At 68.5% G+C, this 20,166-nt stretch carries 17 protein-coding genes; 7 read left to right on the plus strand and 10 right to left on the minus strand.

The genetic code is table 11. The annotated features are described in order from the left end of the window. Positions 1–2: 2 nt before the first annotated feature. The gene (locus AB0D74_RS34990; RefSeq protein WP_362595890.1) at positions 3–1,664 is read left to right on the plus strand and encodes an N-6 DNA methylase; all 1,662 of its coding nucleotides are present in this window, start codon (positions 3–5) and stop codon (positions 1,662–1,664) included. A 17-nt stretch (positions 1,665–1,681) separates the two neighbouring features. Here AB0D74_RS34990 and AB0D74_RS34995 read toward each other — a convergent pair whose 3' ends face one another. From AB0D74_RS34995 to AB0D74_RS35020, 6 genes are all read right to left on the minus strand, one after another. Further along, positions 1,682–3,817, minus strand: a complete 2,136-nt coding sequence (locus AB0D74_RS34995) for a UvrD-helicase domain-containing protein (RefSeq protein ID WP_362595892.1) — start codon at positions 3,815–3,817, stop codon at positions 1,682–1,684. Positions 3,818–3,857: 40 nt separating this feature from the next. Continuing rightward, positions 3,858–5,069 (minus strand): restriction endonuclease, encoded by a 1,212-nt coding sequence (locus AB0D74_RS35000; protein WP_362595894.1) that lies wholly within the window; start codon positions 5,067–5,069, stop codon positions 3,858–3,860. Next, positions 5,066–6,883, minus strand: a complete 1,818-nt coding sequence (locus AB0D74_RS35005) for a DUF4357 domain-containing protein (protein ID WP_362596036.1) — start codon at positions 6,881–6,883, stop codon at positions 5,066–5,068. The genes AB0D74_RS35000 and AB0D74_RS35005 overlap by 4 nt, the downstream gene beginning before the upstream one ends. Positions 6,884–6,983: 100 nt before the next feature. Beyond that, positions 6,984–8,621 carry a hypothetical protein gene (locus AB0D74_RS35010; protein WP_362595896.1) on the minus strand — a complete coding sequence of 546 codons (1,638 nt, stop codon included), beginning with the start codon at positions 8,619–8,621 and terminating at the stop codon, positions 6,984–6,986. 62 nt (positions 8,622–8,683) lie between these two features. Further along, entirely contained in the window at positions 8,684–9,091 is a 408-nt protein-coding gene (locus AB0D74_RS35015) for a hypothetical protein (protein ID WP_362595898.1), read from the minus strand. After that, positions 9,088–11,505: an AAA family ATPase gene (locus AB0D74_RS35020; RefSeq protein WP_362595900.1), complete on the minus strand. Its 2,418-nt coding sequence runs from the start codon at positions 11,503–11,505 to the stop codon at positions 9,088–9,090. Before AB0D74_RS35020 ends, AB0D74_RS35015 begins: the two co-directional genes overlap by 4 nt. A 350-nt stretch (positions 11,506–11,855) precedes the next feature. Between AB0D74_RS35020 and AB0D74_RS35025 the strand changes: the two genes are divergently transcribed. Together AB0D74_RS35025 and AB0D74_RS35030 are read left to right on the plus strand one after the other, a co-directional pair. Then, positions 11,856–12,209, plus strand: a complete 354-nt coding sequence (locus AB0D74_RS35025) for a DUF6247 family protein (RefSeq protein WP_362595902.1) — start codon at positions 11,856–11,858, stop codon at positions 12,207–12,209. Beyond that, positions 12,206–12,469: a hypothetical protein gene (locus AB0D74_RS35030; RefSeq protein ID WP_362595904.1), complete on the plus strand. Its 264-nt coding sequence runs from the start codon at positions 12,206–12,208 to the stop codon at positions 12,467–12,469. Before AB0D74_RS35025 ends, AB0D74_RS35030 begins: the two co-directional genes overlap by 4 nt. Before the next feature lie 202 nt (positions 12,470–12,671). On the opposite strand, the gene AB0D74_RS35035 is transcribed toward AB0D74_RS35030, so the two are convergent. Next, entirely contained in the window at positions 12,672–16,052 is a 3,381-nt protein-coding gene (locus AB0D74_RS35035; protein WP_362595906.1) for a type ISP restriction/modification enzyme, read from the minus strand. 277 nt (positions 16,053–16,329) lie between these two features. On the opposite strand from AB0D74_RS35035, the gene AB0D74_RS35040 reads away from it, so the two are divergent. Together AB0D74_RS35040 and AB0D74_RS35045 are read left to right on the plus strand one after the other, a co-directional pair. Beyond that, positions 16,330–17,202 (plus strand): helix-turn-helix transcriptional regulator, encoded by an 873-nt coding sequence (locus tag AB0D74_RS35040; protein ID WP_362595908.1) that lies wholly within the window; start codon positions 16,330–16,332, stop codon positions 17,200–17,202. Further along, entirely contained in the window at positions 17,199–17,384 is a 186-nt protein-coding gene (locus AB0D74_RS35045) for a DUF397 domain-containing protein (protein ID WP_362595910.1), read from the plus strand. The genes AB0D74_RS35040 and AB0D74_RS35045 overlap by 4 nt, the downstream gene beginning before the upstream one ends. A 77-nt stretch (positions 17,385–17,461) precedes the next feature. Here the strand turns inward: AB0D74_RS35045 and AB0D74_RS35050 are convergent, their stop codons facing one another. The 3 genes from AB0D74_RS35050 to AB0D74_RS35060 form a co-directional block, all read right to left on the minus strand. Then, complete coding sequence (locus tag AB0D74_RS35050; protein ID WP_362595912.1) at positions 17,462–18,115, minus strand: class I SAM-dependent methyltransferase; 654 nt, start codon at positions 18,113–18,115, stop codon at positions 17,462–17,464. Positions 18,116–18,195: 80 nt separating this feature from the next. Then, positions 18,196–18,696: a hypothetical protein gene (locus AB0D74_RS35055; protein WP_362595914.1), complete on the minus strand. Its 501-nt coding sequence runs from the start codon at positions 18,694–18,696 to the stop codon at positions 18,196–18,198. Positions 18,697–18,817: 121 nt separating this feature from the next. Then, complete coding sequence (locus tag AB0D74_RS35060) at positions 18,818–19,192, minus strand: DUF6415 family natural product biosynthesis protein (protein ID WP_362595916.1); 375 nt, start codon at positions 19,190–19,192, stop codon at positions 18,818–18,820. Positions 19,193–19,422: 230 nt separating this feature from the next. Here AB0D74_RS35060 and AB0D74_RS35065 point away from each other — a divergent pair, with 230 nt between their 5' ends. Beyond that, positions 19,423–19,674: a hypothetical protein gene (locus tag AB0D74_RS35065; protein WP_210922521.1), complete on the plus strand. Its 252-nt coding sequence runs from the start codon at positions 19,423–19,425 to the stop codon at positions 19,672–19,674. Next, positions 19,649–20,164: a DUF6879 family protein gene (locus tag AB0D74_RS35070; protein WP_362595919.1), complete on the plus strand. Its 516-nt coding sequence runs from the start codon at positions 19,649–19,651 to the stop codon at positions 20,162–20,164. The genes AB0D74_RS35065 and AB0D74_RS35070 overlap by 26 nt, the downstream gene beginning before the upstream one ends. The last annotated feature ends 2 nt before the right edge of the window (positions 20,165–20,166 follow it).

Raw genomic sequence — 20,166 nt, forward strand, 5'->3', positions numbered from 1 at the left:
GCATGGCAGACCATCCCGCCCCGCCAGTCGGTGGACCGCTTGTCACCGGCTCCGAGATCGCCCGGCTCGCTGGTGTCACGCGTGCCGCAGTCTCCAACTGGAGGCGGCGGTACGAGGACTTCCCTGCGCCCGCAGGCGGCGGTGTGAACAGTCCGCTGTTCGATCTGGCCGCCGTGCAGGCGTGGCTGGACAAGCAGCGCAAGGGCCAGGACGTCTCGGAGGAGGTCCAGCTGTGGCAGGCCCTGCGGGCGGCCTACGGCGACGAGATGATCGGCGGGCTCGCCGATGTCGCGGAGCTGTTCGCCGGTGCCGAGGGCGAGGCTCCGAGAGCTCTGCCGACGGATGCCGTTCGACTGGCGCGGCAGCTCGGCGACAGTGGATCACCCGGTGACGTGGTGAGCACGCTTACCGAGCGCTTCACCGACTCGGTGCGCCGAGCCGGGTCCGACCAGGTCACCTCACCGCGCATCGTCCATGCGGTGCGGCACTTCGCCGCCGAGGTGCCCGCCGATGCGACCCTCTTCGATCCGGCGTGCGGTATCGGAACGCTCCTGTTGGCTGTCGCACCCGAGCTCGGGCCGACGCGCTGCGGTCAGGAGGCCGACGCCCGCAGTGCTCGATTCGCGCAACTGCGAGCCGATCTCAGGGGACGCACCAGCGTCGACATCCGCACTGGAGATTCCCTGCGCGACGACCACTGGCCGGACCTCAAAGCCGATCTGGTCGTCTGCGATCCGCCCGTCGGTGCCACCGACTGGGGACGTGAGGACCTGCTCCTCGACCCAAGGTGGGAGCTCGGCACGCCCTCGCGTGCCGAAGGCGAACTCGCCTGGCTGCAACACGCCTACGCGCACACCGCGCCGGGTGGCCGCGTCCTCATGGTCATGCCCGCCTCGGTCGCATATCGCAAGGCCGGCCGTCGTATCAGGTCCGAGCTCGTGCGGCGAGGCATCCTCACGGACATCATCGCCCTCCCACCGGGGAGCGCTGCGTCGCATGCACTCCCCGTACACCTCTGGCATCTGCGTCGTCCGCAATCCCCGGATGATGCCGTCGTACGCGTACGCATGGTCGACCTCACGGCGAACGATCCGGATGGTCCGCTGGAGCCAGGGCCTGACCAGACGGCGGACGTACCCCTGATCGAATTGCTCGACGACGCCGTGGATCTCACTCCCGGCCGTCACATCGAGGAGTCCCACCGCGACTACGCGACCGAGTATCGAGCTCTGCGGCGGGAGTTGGCCGAGCAGGTGCGGCTGCTGGCCGACCTGCTGCCGACCCTGATGGGGGGTGTCGGCCACAGTGCCTCGGAGGGGCCGTCCGTCAGTGTCGCCGACCTCGCGCGTGCCGGGCTGGTCGAGTACGGCGATCCGGAGCCGGTCTCGGTGAGCGATCAGCTCGACACCGATTATCTCCAGGGTTTTCTGCGCAACGCGGCGAACAACCGGCGGTCCACAAGCGCCAGCGGCACCTACCGGTTCGACGGGAAGGGCGCCCGCATCCCGCAGATGGACATCGCCGAACAGCGTCGATACGGGGCAGCGTTCCGCGCACTGCAGGAGTTCGAGGAGCGGGCGCGGCAGGTGGCGGAACTCAGCAAGCAGGCGTCCGCACTGGCACGGGACGGCCTAGGCAACGGGGCACTTGCGCCAGGAGACTGACGGGCAGCGGTGGTACGTCAGTTCGCCTGCGGAACGAATGGACTGGCTGATCCGCTCCACGACACCGCCAGCGCCTCCCGTGCCCGGGTGCATGCCACGAACAGCAGACACCGTTCCCGGAGCAGGTCCGAGTCGTGCTGGAGCGCGTCCACGGAGGCCGGCGTCACTTCGCGGGCGAAGGGAAGCGCGCTCGCCGTCGCTCCGAGGACGGCGACGCAGCGGAACTCCAGCCCCTTCATGGCGTGCATGGTGGCCAGCCGTACGCCGTCCGTATCCGGCCCCGGATTGTCCCTGACCCGGACCACCGGCACCCCGGCCGCGGCCAGTCTGTCGTGCGCCTTGTCGAGCAGCACGTTGAAACGTGCGCACACTCCGATCTCCGACGGCCGGATGCCCTGTGCGATCCAGCCCTCGACGCGTTCGACGAGCGCCACTGTCTCCGCCTGCTCAGAGGCGTACCCGTCCACGTGCGGTCTGCGGCCGTGCAGGAGCGACCGGTAACCCGCCAGGGTGTCGCTGCCCTCGCCGCCCAGGTCGTCGACCGACACCGGAGTGAGGATCCCCGTCGACCAGGCGAGGATCTCCTCCGTACTGCGGTAGTTGATGCGCAGGCGGTGCGTACGCCCGGCCACCGAGATGCCGAGCGAACCGAGCGAGACCTTCGAGTCGTAGATCCGCTGGTGCGGGTCGCCGGTGATGAACAGGTCGTCGCTGCCGGGTGCCACTGCACTACGCAGGACGCGCCACTGGGCCGGATGCAGGTCCTGCGCCTCGTCGACCACGACGTGGTCGTGCGTGGGTGAGGAGGCGGCCAGGAGCTCTGCCGCACGGACGCACACCTTGAGGTGGGTGGTGACCTTCTGGTCGCGCAGCATGGACTCGAACAACTCGACGGCCGGCCAGAGCTGTTCCCGTCTGGTCGGCGACAGTGCGCTGCCGCGACCGCGCCGGGAGGCCGCGCGGTAGTCGTCCAGGGTGCGCAGGTCCTGGGCGAGGACGACGTGGCGGTACTCCTGAGCCATGAACTGCTCCGTCCATGGCAGGCCGAGCTTCTTGACGGCCCGCTGCCACAACTGTCGCTCCTCCCGGTCGCCGATCGGGGACGGCGCCCGGCCGTCGAGACGGGTCACGATGCCGTGCGCGTAGGCGTTGACCGTGGTCACCTCGACGCGGGTGAGCAGCGACTCGTCGTCGTCCAGGAGGACGGACAGATTCTCCCGCAACGACGTGGCCAGGGCGTTGGTGAATGTGGTGAGGAGCACGCGGGCGTCGGGGGAGCGGGCGAGCAGGTGCTTGACCCTGTGCAGCGCCACGACCGTCTTGCCGGTCCCCGGGCCGCCGGTGACCTGCACCGGGCCGCCGTACGACACCCGGTAGGCGACGCGGCGCTGCGAGGGGTGCAGGAACACCCGCCAGGCCGCGAACGGCTTCTCCAGGATGTCGGCGAGTTCCTCCGGGCCGGTGACCAGGGTGATGCGGCTCGTGGTGTTGGCGATGACGACGGCCAGGCTCTCGTCGGGGTCGGGTCCCGCGTCGACGGGCCGCCGGACGGCGACCACGTCCCGGTACACCTCCTCGGGGGTGAACCCCTCGGCCAGGTACTGCAGCACCTCGCACTGGTCCTCCGGCAGCAGCGTCTCGAAGGCCCGCAGCTGCGCCTTGTCGACGATGGTCCGCACGGCCCTGAGTACCTGGTCGTCGATGCCGAGTTCGCGCAGCACCGTGTCCGAGTACTTCGCGAAGAGCAGCGAGCCGGCGGCCGCGGCAGCCTTCTCCAGGGCCGGAGTCAGCTGCTCGATCGCCGCTACGTTGCGGACCTCCAGCGCCCTTGTCGCGGAGTTGGTCGTGTACAGCCGCTTCGCGGCCCAGGTGTAGGCGTCGTCGTGCGGGACGACGTTGACAAGCAGGAAGACGTCACTGCCGTCGTCCGGGGCGAGGACGACTCCCCGCCAGAAGTCGTTGACGCGGATGGTCCGCATCCGTGGATCCCGCGCGTTCGCCACGGACTCCAGGTGCAGCCCCTTGTCCGCCTGTAGCTCGGGCACGGTGAGCTGCTGGAACTTCTGCATCGCCTTGCGTACACCGGCTTTGACCGGCCGTTCCAGGACGTCGTAGCTCTCCCAGAAACTGTTGGCGAACGCGAGCTGCGGCACGAGGCGCCCTCCCCACCCTGAACGGACACTCCGCAGTGGATCATACGCGGGGGGTGCTCACCAGCCGGGCGGCCACCTTCTCCACGTCCGAGAGCAGCCCGGAGGGTTCCTGGTCGAGGTCGAGGGCGTGCTGGTGGATGACGATGCCCGCGTGCCGCACCGTGTGGGCCGCGTGCGGCGCGTTGCCCTTGGCGTACACCAGGTGGCCTTCGCGCAGGCCCAGGGCGGTGCAGTACGCGAGCATCTGGTAGAGGTCGGCGTCCGGGAAACCGTCCCGCTTCTCGGTCTTGTACTTGGCGTCCACCACGGCGCACGGGGCGCCGCTCGGCCCGTAGAGCACGAAATCGGGCTTCATGCGGATCGCGGACGCCTCGTCGAGGTGATGCGGATCCTGGAGCCGCGCCGAGTGCCCGAGGCTACGACATGCCTCCCGCAGCGCCACGGTCACGAAGTCCTCGAAGAGCTTGTTCATGTCGAACAGGAACCCGTCGACGCGCAGTGCGCCGGGCGCGTGCTCGACGGAGTTGTTCTCCAGGACGGTACGGGCGAGATGCAGGGCGTGCTGGTAGCGCGAGTTGAGTCGACTCGGCTGCCAGACCGGTAGGGGCCGACCGCGCACGATCACGGTGACGTCGGCCAGGCGGGCTCGCTGGTGGAGCAGCCCGCGACGCACATCGTGGGGTACACCGGGCAGCCGTAGGAGGCGCTCGACGGCGGTGCGCAGCAGACGGTTCTCCGCGATGTCGATGGTGAACTCGTCGTACTCCACCTCCACCGGCAGCGTTGCGCCGAACCGCCGACGTATCTGCTCGGCTTCCCGGACGCGACCCCGGACGACCAGGGACGTCTCCTCGGTCGCCAGATATCCCTGGAGGAGTCCCTGCCGCAGAGCGCGGTCGATCTGCCGCTCCACGGTATGGGCGAGCGCGGGCAGCAGATCGCGGTGCCCGGCGATATCGACTTGCCCGTCTCGCCAGCTTCCCTTCGGGTCGAGGCTGTACCCGAGGAGGAAGAACAGGCGGGCGATGGCAACCTTGGGGGTGACGCGTACGGTGACCGGCTCGTCCTTCCCCGGCACCACAACCGCCACGGCGCCGACCTTGCTGCCGGCGCGCAGAGACCAACGTCCCGGGGCGTAGGGATCAGGAGCCGCGTCCACGACGTCCCCGGCTGCCAGCGCTCGTCCGACAGCATCCGGCAGCGGGATGCCCATGGCCGATGTGTGCTCGACGAGTTCGACGACTTGGGTCACCCCGACGACTCCCGCACGGCGGCGAGCCCGTACCGCTTCTCGACGTCCACGCCCTCCCCGTAGTGGTACTCCTCAAGCAGCGGCAAGATCTTGGTCCGCCACGTCCGCTCGAGTCCACCTTCCCGATAGACACCGCTCTTCATCAGGTAGGAGGGCCCGATGCGGAAGTCGGCATCGTCGATGCGCGAGTTGAGCGTGTCGAGCAGATCGGCAGGCTCGGTGTCGCGACCCTCGCGCGTGAGCCAGCGGCGCAGCAGCCCGCTCGTCGGCTCAGTGCGCGGGGACAGTTCGACGAAGGCGAAGCGGCGGCGCATCGCCGCGTCGACGAGGGCGATCGAACGGTCAGCGGTGTTCATGGTGCCGATCACGAAGAGGTTGGGCGGTAGCGCGAAGTCATCGCCGGAGTACGTCAGCCGGACCGACTTGTTGCGGTACTCCAGCAGGAAGTACAACTCGCCGAAGACCTTCGCCAGGTTGGCGCGGTTGATCTCGTCGATGATCAGGAAGTGCGGGATGTGCCGGTTGCCCTCGCGGGAGGCCAGATCGGCGAGTTCACGCAGCGGGCCGGCGGTGAGCCGGAAGGCGACCTCCCGGGTCTGCGGATCCTCCTGCGGCCGGAAACCCTCGAAGAAGTCCTCGTACGCGTAGGAGGGATGGAACTGCACGAGCTTGACCTGCTCGGGCCCGCCGCCGAGGAACTCGGCGAGCTTCAGGGCGAGATACGTCTTGCCGGTTCCGGGCGGGCCGTACAGCACCAACTGCCGTTCGTCCCACAGCAGATCACGTACCTCGCGCAGCCAGGCGGTGTTGTGCACGAGGAGTTCGTCGGCCAACTCGTCCGTAGGCTCGGGCAGCTCCAGCTCACGTCGGGCGGTGAGTGCGGGGATCTCCACGCTCGGGTCCCGATCGGCGGCTTCGGCCTCCTCGATCAGGTCCTCGTCGCTTATCCCCAGGCCGTCGATGAGATCCTTCACCGCGGTCAGATCGACGACGTCATGCTGCGCGGAGAGCTTCTGCTGGAGCGCCTCGGGCAGGTCCTCGTACGCGTGCCCGTCGTCCGCCCACTCCACCGGCCGGCGCAGGTCCGACCGGCCGTCCTCGGAAGCGAGCTGCTCGGCGTCCCCCGTGATCTTGCCGACGTACAGCCGACCGCCCGAGATCGTGCACATAGTGTCCCCGGGCCTCATCCGAGACAGGAACATGTGCAGCTCCTCGACCAGCTGCACCTTCTGGTTGTACGTCGCGGTGGAGGCGTAGTCCTCCTCGACGGCGGCACGCAGCCGGTCCTTGCTGATGCCCTGCTCGACACCTTGCCGGAGGTGACGTGCTCGCAGAGTCACCAGCCGCTCAGGCAGCCACAGACGCCGGACGAGGTCGAGGCCGGAGACATTGGAGCCGCGCACCAGCCAGGCACGGTTGGGTCCCCACCACACCTGGTCGAGGTAGTCGGAGAGAGGATGACCGTCGGCGGTCTTCCACTCCAGCCACCCGTTGGCACTGCGACCGACCAGGATCTCGGCGGCGGCCGACGGCGAGTTGCACTCGACGTCCTCGACGAGCTCCATCCAGCCGGGCCAGGTTTCCGACTCCACGAAGATGTCGTCCTCGATCAGCCGCTGCCTGAGGCGGAACGACGAAGGCATGCGGATAGGGAAGGAGGGCACCACCTCCGGCCGCCCCGGAGACCCGGCCAGGACGACGAACTTCTGGCTTCCGTTCGTCCCCTTTTCGGTCAGCAGCCGTCCCCGGGCCTCGGGGCCGCCGTTGGGCAGCTTCAGCCGGAATTCCGGGTACGGCGTGCCGTCGTCGGCCATGGTCACCAATTCCCCCACTCGCGCATACTGCGTTCACTCAGAACGATAGGGGGCGCCGCTGACAATGGGCGGCTCAGCAGGGCTCATACCTCCGCGAGATCTAAGTCAGCGTGTTGGTCAGGTGCGGACCTATGTACCCGATGTAGATCCCGTGTTCGGCGCGGGCGCCCTCGTGGTAGTGCAGTCGCGGTGCGACCGAGTTGCCGCCGCCGACCCGTACATGTGCGCCCATGAAGATCTTCCGCGCTGCATTAACGTGTTCGGGCACGGGGAACGTACGCTCTCTGCGCCAGCCGGAGTTGCTCTTCACCGACTTGGACTCGTCTCGCACGATCTTCCTCGGTGAGATCGTGCGGACTCCGCTCGGGGCGTCCGAGCACCACTGCTTGAAGTCGCGGTCGGCCTGCCCTGCGGCGGCTGCCTCGGCGAAGTCCAGAAGCGCCAGCACAGCGTCCCAGGTCATGCGAACCCACGAGGATCCGTATGCCTGGGCGTCAAGTTCCAGAGTCACCTTGCGTGAGCCGGTGAAGTGCAGGTGGGGCAGGCCGGCGATGCGGTCGAGAAGGTTCTCGAAGGACTCGGGGCAGTCGTCCGGCGCGGAGGCGGGGGTGTAGGCGGCCGCTGCGGCGCCGACGGCCACCAGGTGCCTCTGGAGGACCTGCACCTGTGCCCGGGCCTTGTGTAGTTCGCGGTACTGCTCGTCGTACTCGGCGATGAGCAGTGTCTCGTTGTCCTCCGCCTTTCGCAGCTCGTGTTTGAGGTCGCGGATTTCGTCCGCCCGTACGCGCTGCTCCCGCCCGGCCTCCTCCAGGATCTCCAACAGTGCCTGGTTCTCGTCGCGCAGCCGATCCAGCTCGGGTGCGTGGGAGCCGCCCCGGGTACGGGTTCGCATGACGGGCACGGAGTCGAGCTCGGCGGGCAGCGGGGTGCGGGCGGCCAACCGCTGGGGCAACTGGGCGAGGATCCGGCGGGCATGGGACGGCCGCTCGTTGATCATCCGGCGGGACATCACCCGGTGGCGCTGACCGTCTGCGGGCCACGCCGGATCGACGCCCGGAAGATAAGTGCGCACACCGCCGCCGTAGACCCGGTGGTACTCCAGCGCCCGGTTGAAGCCGGTCTCCGCTTCTGGGGAGAGAACGTAGAGAATGGCAAGTCCGGCCAGAGGGCGGACCAAGGGGTCCACCGTGTCCTCCAGCCAGGAGTCGAAGTCGATCCCGAACGGTGTGCTGGCCACGACGACTGGCAGGCGCCGCGTCTCGTCGCACAGCTCGTCGATGACGGCGTCGACGTCCGCGGCCTCGACGACCTGAGGCTGCGCGGTGACGTCGGCGAGACCGTCGCGTGCGTCCAGGACGTCCAGGAGGCTGCCCGCGAGCCGGGGCGTCTTGGCCGGCACGGGCAGCGATTCGGGGTCGTCCGGAAGGTGCTCGACGTCCAGCTGGACCCTGGTCGGGCTGTCGCCGCTCTGGCGGATCAGCAAGGTGGTCTGCCAGGTCCCGCCTGGCAGCGTCTCCCGCAGTCGCCAGCGTCCGTACGCCCCGGAGGTTCCGGTCGCCGAGTCGTGGTCGAGGGTGACCCCGCGGGCTATCTCGTTGCGTCCCTCGGCGAAGGCGGCGACGTCGTAGCTCTTCGGGGGCTCCTTGAGCCACAGGCGTAGCCGGTCGTCGACCTGTGCTCCGGTGGTGACGTAGTCGAGTCCGCTGGAGACGACCATGCGGTAGCGGCGGGTGTCCAAGGCAGGGTCCTCGCGTTCCGGGGTGTACTTGATCTGAGCTGTACGCGACGCGGCACGCGCCCTCAGGCGTCTGCCGCCGACGTGGCGGAAGCCGTGCCCGGCCTGCCGTGCAGGGCCGCGAGGAGCGCGGTGACCTCCAGCAGCCGGGTGTGGATCTCAGCGGGGGCCGGAGGCAGTTCGTACGTGCGGTAGTGGCATGCCGCGCTGAGCGCCGACCAGGTGGTGCGGCACCGGCGGGCGGTGTCGTGGCCCGCATACCACTCCAGGCACAGCATCCGGTGTTTGCCGATCCGCGTCATCGACGGAGTGACCCGCTGCCAGTAGGTGTCCAGGGCCTGGTCGAGCGCCATGCGGAGCAGGACCGCGGCGGCACGGGCACGCAGGCCCGGGGCCAGGGTGGTCACGGTGCCGGGTTCGGGAAGCAGGAGACGGCTCGCGGCGGCCACGAGGGTCTCCGGGGACGCGGTCATCGGGCGCCCCCGGTGCTCTGAGTCCCGGCGCTGCTCCGGATCGCCGTCGCGAGCGCCTTGGTCCGGCGGACGAGATCCTTACGGTCGTCTATGGTCGGCAGGGGCGTGTGGGCACCCGAGTTAAAGGCCTCGATGAGCGTCCAGCCTCCGGGGCAGATCCGCTCGACGGCCGCCCGGGCGTACTGCTGCTCGTCCACCAGCAGGGCGAGGGAAACATACGTCTTGGTGCGCTCAAGGGACTCCACGCGCTCCTCGACCGCCCGCAGCCCGAGCCCCTTCTCGTCGCGGAGCCTGCGCCGCGCGGTCTCCAGGCAGGCGGCTTCCACCGCCACCCTGCACATGGCGGGCAGCACGTGATCGGCCACGTCCTGCGGCAGGTTGGGGTCCAGGGAGACGGCCCGCGCCTCCGCGAGAGCCTGTTCCACCGGGTCGGTGAGCGTCTCCACGCCCACCACCGAGTCGGTCTGGCGGCTCACACGCAGGACGGTCGCACTGATGCCGAGGTAGGCGACGGCCTGCTGAAGCCGAGTGTCGTGGGTGAAGACGATCACCTGCCGGTCCCGGGCACACGCGTCGAGCACCCGGGCCAGCCCCTCGACCTTCTCGGGGTCCATGGACTGCACGGGGTCGTCGATGACAAGGAACCCGAACGGACTGTTCGCGTGCGTGGCACGCGGCAGGAAGAGCGAGAGCGCGAGCGAGTGCAGCTCGCCCTGGCTCATCACGCTGTAGGCGGGGGCGGACATGTCGTCCACGGAGACGTCGAGCTCGACCTTGCCGCGACCGGGAGTGCCAGCGAGGGTGACGGATCCAAGGGCGACGCTGCTGTGCTCGCACAGCTTCTGCCACACCTCCTGGGACCGCCGGGCGAACGGCCGCAGTCGCTCGTCACGCAGCTCGTCGATGATCGGCCGCAGCCAGGTCCGCGCCTTACGCGCGTGCTTGCGCCGCTCGCGAGCGGCCTCGGCCGCCTCCTCCGCGCCGAGCCACTCGGCGAGCCGTACGGCGAACGGCTGCCAGGCACCGTCATGCTCGGAGAGCCGCCGAGCGGCCTCCTCCCGCACCTGACGGCAGGCGTCGTCCAGGGCCGCTGCGGCACGCTCGACGCGGTCCGCCAGTTCTATGGGGTGGGCGATGTCCCGGCACTGGGCCCACTCCTGCCACACGGCCGTGAGCGGGGAGGCCGCGCCGCGCAGCCACACCGGAACCGGCTGTGCGAGATCGTGGACGGCCCGCACGGCGACCGCCACCTCCTGCCGAGCGGCCTCGGCACCGGCGGCCTCCGTCTGGAGCCGCTCCACCTCCGCCCGCGCCTGCTCGGCCCACGCCCGGTCCAGCCGGTCCTCAGCGCCGCAGACCGGGCAGTCCGTGCTCCGTGAACGTCGCTGGTGTTCGACCGCCGCCTCCAGCAGCCGGGCCAGGCGGCGGGCCTCCTCGGCACTGCCGTACCGGGTCTCCTCGGCGCCGGCGGCGGCCTCCCGAAGCCGGGCGACAGCCCCGCCGACCTCCGCCAGATCCGGCCCGGCGAGGCTCGCGTGCTGTCGCAACCGGGCCAGCTCGGCCTCGGCGGCCGGGGTACGGCTCTCCAACAGCGCACGTACCAGGTCGAGGTCGCGCTTGGCTCCCGACAACGCCTGGACGGCCTCGCGGGCCCTGGGGTCGTCGAGCGTGCCCAGTGCGTCGAGGAGCTGCGTGGTGAGCGCGTCCGCGCGCTTGATCGCCTGCTCGCACTCGCTCGCGGTGTCCTTGACCCGGCCGTCGAACTCGGCGAGCAGTTCGAGCCCGAGAAGCTTGAAGAAGGCGTCGTGCAGGCCGCCGAGCGTGCCGTTGATCATCGAACCGAGTTCGCTGTACGGCAGGAAGGGCCGGGCGAGGTCCAGCGCCTCGGCGTCGATGACCTCCTCCAACTTCCGCTCCGAGCCGTCCGACCCTTCGACCTTGGTGCGCGCCTCGTCGACCTTGAGACCGTGCCAGGTCCGCCGCAGGGTGACCGCCTCGCCCTGGTCGCCGACGGTCAGCTCAACGTTGACCTCGGGGGTGACGTCGGGACTGTGCAGGTTGCGCCAGCCCTTCTGCCAGTCGGTGGCCCGACGCTCGGCCCACCGGGAGTTGCGCCCCGTCAGCGCGGTCTCGGCGGCCTCGGCGAAGCTCGACTTGCCGGAGCCGTTGGGGCCCGCGACGACGACCAGGCCAGGCCCGGGCGGCAGTTCGAGCGTGGTCCGCGGCCCGATACCGCGCCAGCCGGCCGCGGTGATGGACCGGAGCTGCACGGGTCCGGCCCGCCCTCCACTGCTCCTGGCCGTCTCTTCGGGGACCAGCTCGTGCAGCAGCTCCTGCACCTGGGGTGCGAGGTCGGATTGACGCAGGCGGTCGAGGAGGAGATCGCGCACGGAGGCAGGCGGCTGATCGGTCATGGTCGGTTCCCGTTGTCGGGCGCGGCGGTAGGGGCCACGCGGACTACTGATGCGCCTTGTTGGCACTTCGAGCATGAAGATAGTTTGTTAGCACTGTCAACGTGTTTACAGATTTTCACGCACTCGAATTTGTGTACGCCTTACGGATGGCTGAGCTGGGTGGCCACTGGGCGGCGGATGACGTTTCCGGCAGGCCGGGCCAAGGCGGCGTGCGGTGGGGGAGGGCGACGGTCTTCCTCTGCCGATCGGGCGTGGCTCATGCCCTTGCGTTGATCCGGCCGTCGATCCGGCGCGGTCCGGGTACCGTCTACAACGCAGCCAACGCCCACCATCGAACCGGGAGCATGATCGTGACCGCACTGCACGCGCAGCCGCAGCCCGGTGAGCCGCTCATCCCCATGCCCGCCCTGACCCCCGACGCCCTGCGTGCCGCCGTCGAAGAGCTCACGCCGAGCCGTATGTCAGCATTCGTCCGTGATCTCGTCGACGCGACCACCAGCGCGCAGCGGGCCCAGTCCCTTGCTCCGCTGCGCACCTTCGTCCACACGTGGGGCGTGTTCGTCGCGATCCAGCGCTACCCCTCACGAGCCGCTCGCCTGCGCCACCTGGAAGACGTGGTGAGCGGAGGAGTAGAGGATCCGGCGAATGCCATCACCGAGATAAGGAAGATCCACGCAGAGGCGGAGGCCGAGGCCGGCCTGTGACCGACTGGAAATGGGACTACAACCCGAGCGAGGAGTACCTGACCGCCGGGCTCCCCGTCGGCGTTGTCGCAGAAGTGGAACGCATCGCCACCGAACTCGCCGCGCTGGGCCGCGATGCCGAGACGGCAGGAAGCAGACCCGAGGAAAAACCCGGCGGGCTGAGGAACTTCCCGATTTTCGGCGGACGCGGCTTCATCCAGTTCCTCGCCGTACCCGGGCACGAGTGCGTCTACGTCTGCAACATCGTCTGGAACGGGTGACGGTCGGTCACTGGCCAGGACTCGTCTTCGTCCGCAAGCTCGTTGATGAGTGGGACGAGGGGCGGGTGGACGGCAGCAGTTGCGTGAACATCCGCTGGGCGACGGGGAGCTGGGGCGTGGTTGCCCTCATGGGGACCACGGTGACGGGCGCGCGGGGGCGCGTTTGACGGTACGGGTGTCAGGCACTCAAGCCGGGCGTGAGTCAGTCCGGTAAGTCGAGGGCCTCCTGACCGGGCCCGGGGCTGCGCCGGGACATCCGCGGGGGCTTCGGTTCCTTGGCCGCGTACGCAGGCACGGGCAGGATGCCCTCGGCCCGGAGGTTGTCGGTCGTGATGAGCGGGCCGCTGCTCACGGCGTCCAAGATCTCGGCCTGCCGGGGCTCCAGTGCTACGAGAAGTCCGAGCGCATTGATGAGGTCCAGCAGGTCAACGGTCCACCAGGCAGGCCAGGTCGGAGGCAGAATATCGTTCAACGGGGTCTGCCACTCCACGTCCGGCTTGCGCTTGCGGAAGCCGAACCACTTGCGGATCACCTGCACCCCGCCGATCTGGTAGCCCCAGACTTCCGGCGCCACAGGGCGAATGGAGCCGGTGCCGACCGTGAGGGTTCGCGTCGTGGCGTCGTAGGAGATGCTGTCCGGCAGTTCGCCGTCCTCTCCGATCGCGACGACGCATTCTGGTTGCTCCGCCGGAGGCAGTCTCGGAGTCGGTCCTGGCGGGCCGTCGTGGTGGTGAGGGGCGAAACGCTGGCCGTACGTGTGGATCCACACCGTACGCCTGCCCACCTCCACCGCCTCCGCCCACAAGGCTGAGTCACGCGTCAGGGGGATACGGGCGCCGCGCTCGGCCAGGTTCGCGGCGAAGCGGCGGGTGTAGCCGCTGTGGCCGGCTATCCCCGCGATGTACGCGAAGAGGTCTTCGGCGGTGACCGCCACGCTGTGCGTCTTGGTGAGCAGCTGCAGCAGTCCGGGCGTCACGTTCGGTTCCGCCAGGTGAGGGTGGCGGTAGAGGGGCGCTACGCGGCCGCCTTCGGTGCCTTTGAAGTGATGAATGTCGGGCAGCAGCGCGGTGAAGCTCACCGCCGGGCCCGGGCGCCCCGACTCCGTGTGGAGTTCGGACAGGTAGATCTGACGCCGGTCGTCGTGGGCGAACCACAAGGCCGGCCGCGGCCGGTCGATCACTCTCCGGTCCGCGATGACGTACTGCCGGTCGAAGGTCATCCGCCCGTACCGGACGATGACCGGAACGGTCTCCTTCTCCGCTGCTAGCGTGTCCATCTCCTGCTGGCCGGGCAAGGGTGGTTCGGGCTTGTCCGGACGACGATCTCCGGTGCTCTTCATCAGCGCCGCCTTGGCCTCTGCCGGAGCCTGGACAAGCCTGCGCCAGCGCCTTTCGAGAACCTTCCGGCTGGGTGAGACGGGCCAACTCCGGTTGTTCTTGTTTCCGGAGCTCGTCCAGGGCAGCAAGGCGTCCACTGACGGCATGGCCGACCACTCGGAGTCGGACGTGACGTGAAAAGGCGCGGTCCATCCCGTGGGGCAGAGCTGCCAGGAGGTCCCGTTCCGGTTGCCCTCGACGCCGAGCCCTTCCAGCCAGTCGAACTTCTCCTCGCGCGTGCCCTCCGGGACGTCGAGTCGCCACACCCGCGCCGAGGTCCCCGGGTCCGGAGAACCCCGGCGGACAAAGACGGCGATGCAGATCTCCCGCTTCACGTCTTGGAAGACACGGGTGCGTGTGTCGGAGTAGGGCCCTTCTGGGGAGAGACCGATGACCCAACCCTCGTCGGCGGCCTCGCGCAGATAATGGCGCATTCCGGCCGCGCCCTCACTGTCGAGGTATCCGGAGTTGGTGATAAGGGCGACGATCCCGCTGGGTGCTTTCGGTGTGCCCGTGGCCGTGAGCTGGTCGAAGACCTTCCAGGTGGACCACGCCCAGAAGTAGACGTAGAGGTTGTCGAGTGCGTAGCCGACGCGTCCGTTGTCCTCGGGGTGGAAGCGGGCGAGGATCGGGCCCTGCTCGTTCGGGTTGCCCTCGGTGACCCAGCGTCCGACGCCCGACTGTCTCGCTCCCCGTAGATAGGGCGGATTGCCGATGACGACCATGACCCTCTCGTCCGCCTTGATCTTGTTCGCCATACGGCGGTGGCGGGCGATCGCCTCGTACATCAGGCCCAGGTGGTGTTCGACGGCTGGATCGTCGAGGGTGTCGGCCACGAGAAGCCTCGGCTGGTGACGCGTCACATCGGTTTCATGGGCCCGGAAGGCGTGGTGCACACGGAGTTCGGCCACTGCGTAGGGTCCGGTCTGTTTCTCCAACCCGACGAGCCGCTTCGAGAGTTCCTGCAGGAGCCCGGACTTGAGGTGGCTGCCGTACTTCAGCGCGAAGTTCTTGGCCACATGGTCGATGATGTTGATGAGGAAGGTCCCGGTACCCATAGCGGGGTCGACCACGGTGACGTCATCGCTTCCGTACCCGTCCTCCTGGCCGAGCCGCTGGCGCAGCACCTCGTCGGTGAACCCGACCATGAAGCGGACGACCTCGCCGGGTGTGTAGTACGTACCCGTCCGCTGTCGCAGTTCCGGGTCGTAGGCGCTCAGAAAGCCCTCGTACAGGTGGAGGTAGGCGTCTCCGGTCTCGTCCTTGAACATCTCGGGGTCGACGGCCGATATGACGTCGATCAGCGTGTCGATGATCCCTCGCAGATCGACGAGGGCCTCGTCCGTCAGGACCGCCAGTGCCTTGCCCATCAGGGAGTGCCGTTTGCCTAATCGGATCGCGACCTCGGGGAGGGAGAGTTTGGCCAGGTCGATGCGGTCGAGGCGGGCCAGCAGGACGGCGAACGTCAGCGTCTGGCTGTACTGATCCGCGAACTCCTCCGGACGGGCGTCGGGGAAGAGCAGGTCCTTCCAGTTCCCGGCCAGAATCGAGAACGCCGCGTCGGCCTCTCCATGTTCCTCGCGGGCGAGACGTTCGGTGACCTCGTCTCGCAACAGGTCGCAGATTTTCGCGATGCGCCTGACCAGTTCGTCGATGCTGCCGTGGGTGAGGGGCGCCGGCATGAAGAAGTGCGTGAGGGCACGCTCGAACCCGTCGTCCGCGACGACGGGTTGCCGACCACCGGACTCCAGATCTCCAACGAGGTGTCCGGTGGGGCCGACCTGCACGCCGAAGCGGTAGACCGCCCAGTCATGTCCGTCGGTGTACAGCACGTTGGGGAGGGCCTTGATCTTCTCCCACTGCTTCCGGTCGTGGCTCTTCACCGGCCACTTCTCAGGATCGACCCCCTTGCCCGGCTGCTTCAGCTCGACGTGCCCCAGGGTCCTGCCGCCGCAACTGATGGCGAAGTCAGGCCGAATCCTGAGCCTCTTGACGCGACTCTGACCGTGGACGATGAGTTTGAGGCGCTGCCGTGAGGCCATGCCGCGCAACAGGTGTTCCACTGGTGCGGTGAGGCTCTCTTCCTTGCTGCTGACCGCCCCGGCGGGCCCTTGTAGCTTGGCCCTGACCTCCTGGCCGAACCGGGCGACGAGGTCTGCGACCGATCCGGTGGTGCCTTTTCCCGCCCTGACGTCCCCTCGTGACATCGGCCCCCCAAGGCTGCACCCACGCAGGTGATCAGACCCATACAGAATGCCCATGACATGGCAAGCAGCAAACATCGATACATGTGGGCTGATTGGCGGCATGTAGCGAAACTCCAGCGTACGGAGACGTACCGGGGCGCGGAGCAGGAGCGTGGCCCGTACGGTGCGTCAGCGTACGAACACATTCGGTGGACGGTACGGGGATCCTTCCGTCACGCTGGGTGCTGTCGAGCACGGAGATGTAGCACGGTACGTACGCACCTGGAGGTGACCGCTGATGACCGGCGGCGGTGTGGTGGACGACGATGGCCTGACGGGTGCCGGGGAGGACCGGGAGCCCGATCCCTCGGATAGTCTGCGGACGTTCGGGGCGGTGGCCCAGGCGCTGCGCGAGCACGCGGGGTACAGCAGGGCCGAGTTCGCGGAGCTGGTGCGGTACTCCAAACACACGGTGGCTTCGGTGGAGTTGGGGCGGCGGCTGGCGGACGAGTCGTATGTGGAGCGGTCCGAGGAGCTGCTGGGGAACACGGGGGCGTTACGGAAGTCGTCGAAGTACGTGACGCGGGGGAGGGGGGATGTGGGGCTGGCGGCGTGGTTCCGGCAGTGGGCTCGGCTGGAGCGGGTGGCGGTGAGTCTGTACACGTACGAGTGCCGGTTGGTGCCGGGGTTGTTGCAGTCGGAGGGGTATGCGCGGGCCTTGTTCGAGAACCGGCTACCGCTGCTGACCGAGGAGCAGACGGAGGCCCAGGTCGAGGCGCGACTGGAGCGGCAGCGGATGCTGCTGGACCGGCCGACGGTGCCGTTTCACTTCATCGTGGAGGAGTCCGTCTTCCGACGCAGGCTCGGGGGTGGTGACGTGCTGCGGGGGCAGTTGGACCTCGTGCTGGAGCTGACGGCGCCGCCCAACGTGATGCTTCAAGTCATGCCGACCGAGGCCGAGTTCCATGCCTGCATGGACGGCTCGGTACGGCTGTTGGAGACGCCGGAAGGGCGACAGCTGGCGTACTCCGAAGGGCAGGAGAACGGCCGGCTGATCTCCGACCGTAAAGAGGTGCGCCTCCTCCAACAGCGCTATGACACACTGCGCTCGCAGGCCCTCAACCCCCAAGACTCGCGGGGCCTGTTGGAGCGACTGCGAGGAGAGCTATGAGCATGACGGAACTCGCCTGGTTCAAGTCCAGCTACAGCGGCAGCTCGGGTGACGACTGCATCGAGATCGCCGTCACCGAACAGGCCATACGCGTACGGGACTCCAAGGATGTGACGCGCCCACACTTCGCCGTCGGGCGTGCGGAGTGGTCACGGTTCGTGGGGTTCGCGGCGGAAGCCTGAACGGCTCACGGGGTGGCACTCGGGCCTGAAGCCCCGGTTGGCTACGGAGGATGCCGGCCGGGGCCGTGACGCGACTGTCAGGCGCGGGCCTGGACGATGAGCGTGCCGATGTGCCCGGCTTTCGGGGCATCCACCACCGTCGCCTCGGCGGACGTGAAACCGGCTCGGAGCAGGTGCCGCTCCCACACTGCGGGCTTGTAGCTGTACCGGTAGGTGAACATGGCCTTCCCCGCGAAGCCGCCCTTGTACATGCCCTGCGGCCCGTAGGCGCCCGGGATGGCCGGTGGCTGGGAGAACACGAAGACGCCGCCCGGGACGAGGTGCCTGCGGACGAGGGGGAAGAGGCGGGATGGGTCGGTGAACCAGGCCGCGCCGAAGATGGAGTACACGGCGTCGTACCGCCTCTCGTCGGCGGCGAGCCAGTCGAGGATCTCGCCCGACTCGATCCGCACCCCGAGCGGCGCCCACTTCTCGCCCGCGAGCGCCACCATGCGCGGCGACAGATCGACCCCGGTGGACTTGACGCCTTGTTGCGCGAGGTGGGCGAGAGCGCGGCCGGTGCCGCAGCCGATCTCCAGCACGGTCTCCGGGCTGCCGAGGAGCTCGGGTCCGGGACCGTGGCTGGCGTACTGGGTCCAGCAGAATGACGGCTCGGCGTCGCCCTTGAACGCGGACTCGGCGTAGGCGTCCCACAGTTCGGTCTCGGCGGCGATGTCGTGCGGTACGGGCACAGCTGTTCCTCTGGTCGTATCGGGATGCGGGAGCCCCCGCCCTCGGGGAACCGTGAGGACGGGGGCGACTGTAGCGGGGATCAGTGGCTGTCCGGAACCTTGTCGTCGCACGGCGAGCAGTCCGTGCCGTCGATGGCCCACAGCTCCTCGTCGATCGCCCAGCCCTGGGAGCGGAGGAAGTCACCGGTGCGCAGGCACAGGCCGTCGCGGCGACGCTCGATGAACGGGGCGTGGTGCTTGAACCGGCCGCTGTTGTAGAGGCGGCAGATACCCCACCAGACGGGTGTATCGAGGATGAGCTGGTGGACGCCGAGGTCGACGAGCTTGCCGACACCCAGGTGGACGTCGGGGTTCTCGATGGAGCCCATGACGTACATGACGGCGTTGCCGAGGATCCGTTCGGCCATGTCGCGGACCATGGTGTGGTCGCGCAGGAGCAGGGAGACCTCGCGGTCCCACAGACTCATGCCGGAGTCGAACACGTTGACGGTCAACTCGGTGATGTGCGGAGCTACCGCGTTGAGGAGCTCCTTAGGGTCCCGCGTGAGTGTCCTGATGGGCGGTTCGAGTGTGACGGTCATTGACCTGCCCTTCTGGGGGTGTCGTTGCCGTGCTGTGTGGTGCAACCCGCCCCGGTTGTTCGACCTGTCCAGGATCGGGGAGCCGGGGCGGGAGTTCAGGGGTGTCACGAGGCCGGGAGGGTCACCGCCCGCCGAGGTTCTCGCAGTGGTCGCACAGGGCGACCACGGAGCGAGCCAGCTTCATCGACACGGACATACGCACGGGGCTGTTGCCGCCGATCCCCAGCCGGAGCCGCATGCTTGCTTCACGCGCACCGGCCAGGGCGCACTCGCGCGGGATGTCCCCTTTCGGGAACCCGGCTGCGAGGCCCTGGACGGCGGGGATAAGTAGTTCGAGCTGGCCGCGCATGTCGATCCGGAGCGTCTCCAGGTCCTCGGGGCTGATGGGCTTCGCGTCGAAGGCGAGGATCCGGTCGGCGGTGGAGCGCATGGTGGCGATGTCCGGCGGGTCGTCGCGGTCTGCCGCAGCAGGTTTGCGGGCGGTACGGTTCGGCACGTCGACTCCTTCACAGTCGGCCATGCCCGGGGCTCTTCTCGAAGCCGCCGGATTCCATCGTCTGCCCCGACCGTAGGGAATTCTCCATTGACCTGGCCACGGAGTTGCACCGAATTACATGGCAGTTTGTGGGCGCTGGTCATGAGCGACATGTGCTCTTGACCGCGCGACACGTACACATGATGGTGGTGTAAATCGCTGCAACCGACCAGTGCGGGAGACCAGCCACCATGAACATTCAGTTCGTCGGGATCGACCCCGAGACAGACGAGGACGGATGCCCCACAGTCTGGGTGGACACCAGCACGGACGATCTGCTGATCCAGAGCTACCAGGCCGACGACGAGACGACCGCGACGTGCGACGCGCTGTCCCCGGCGAGGGCGCCGATCCCGTCCGGCGAGACCGTCATCAGGATCCCGGCCCGTATGATCCCGATCATCAGGAAGGCGTGCGATGAGCTCGATCCCGGAGTTCGCTGAACTCCTCGCCGACACCACGCAGTCGGCCGCCCATCTGGAGATGAGGGACGCCTACTTCACCAACCCCCGCTTCGAAGCCTGGCAGAACGGGCAGCGCGTCGACTGGGACGACCGGGGTTCCTGGTGGCGTCCCTACCACCAGAACATCGCGGACGCTGTCGCCCGAGGCGTGCACGTGCGGCGCGTCAGGATCGTGTCCGAGCCGGTCACCGACTACATCGCGTGGGAGCACTACCAGACCCGCGCCAACGTGGAAGCCGGCGAGGAGGTGCGCTGGCTCCCCCGGCACCACGCGTGGGACCTGCTCGTCCCGGGCACTGACCTCTGGATCTTCGACGAGCGGCTGATACGCATCCACCATTTCTCCGGCGACGGCGAATGGGTCAGCAAGGAACTCTGCGACGAGCGCAGCACGGTCTCCCAGCACGCGACCGCATACGAACGGCTCTGGGAACGGGCCACCCCCCACGACCAGTACGAGGTCAAGTAACC

Source organism: Streptomyces sp. NPDC048278 (genome assembly GCF_040652195.1).
Classification (GTDB): domain Bacteria; phylum Actinomycetota; class Actinomycetes; order Streptomycetales; family Streptomycetaceae; genus Streptomyces.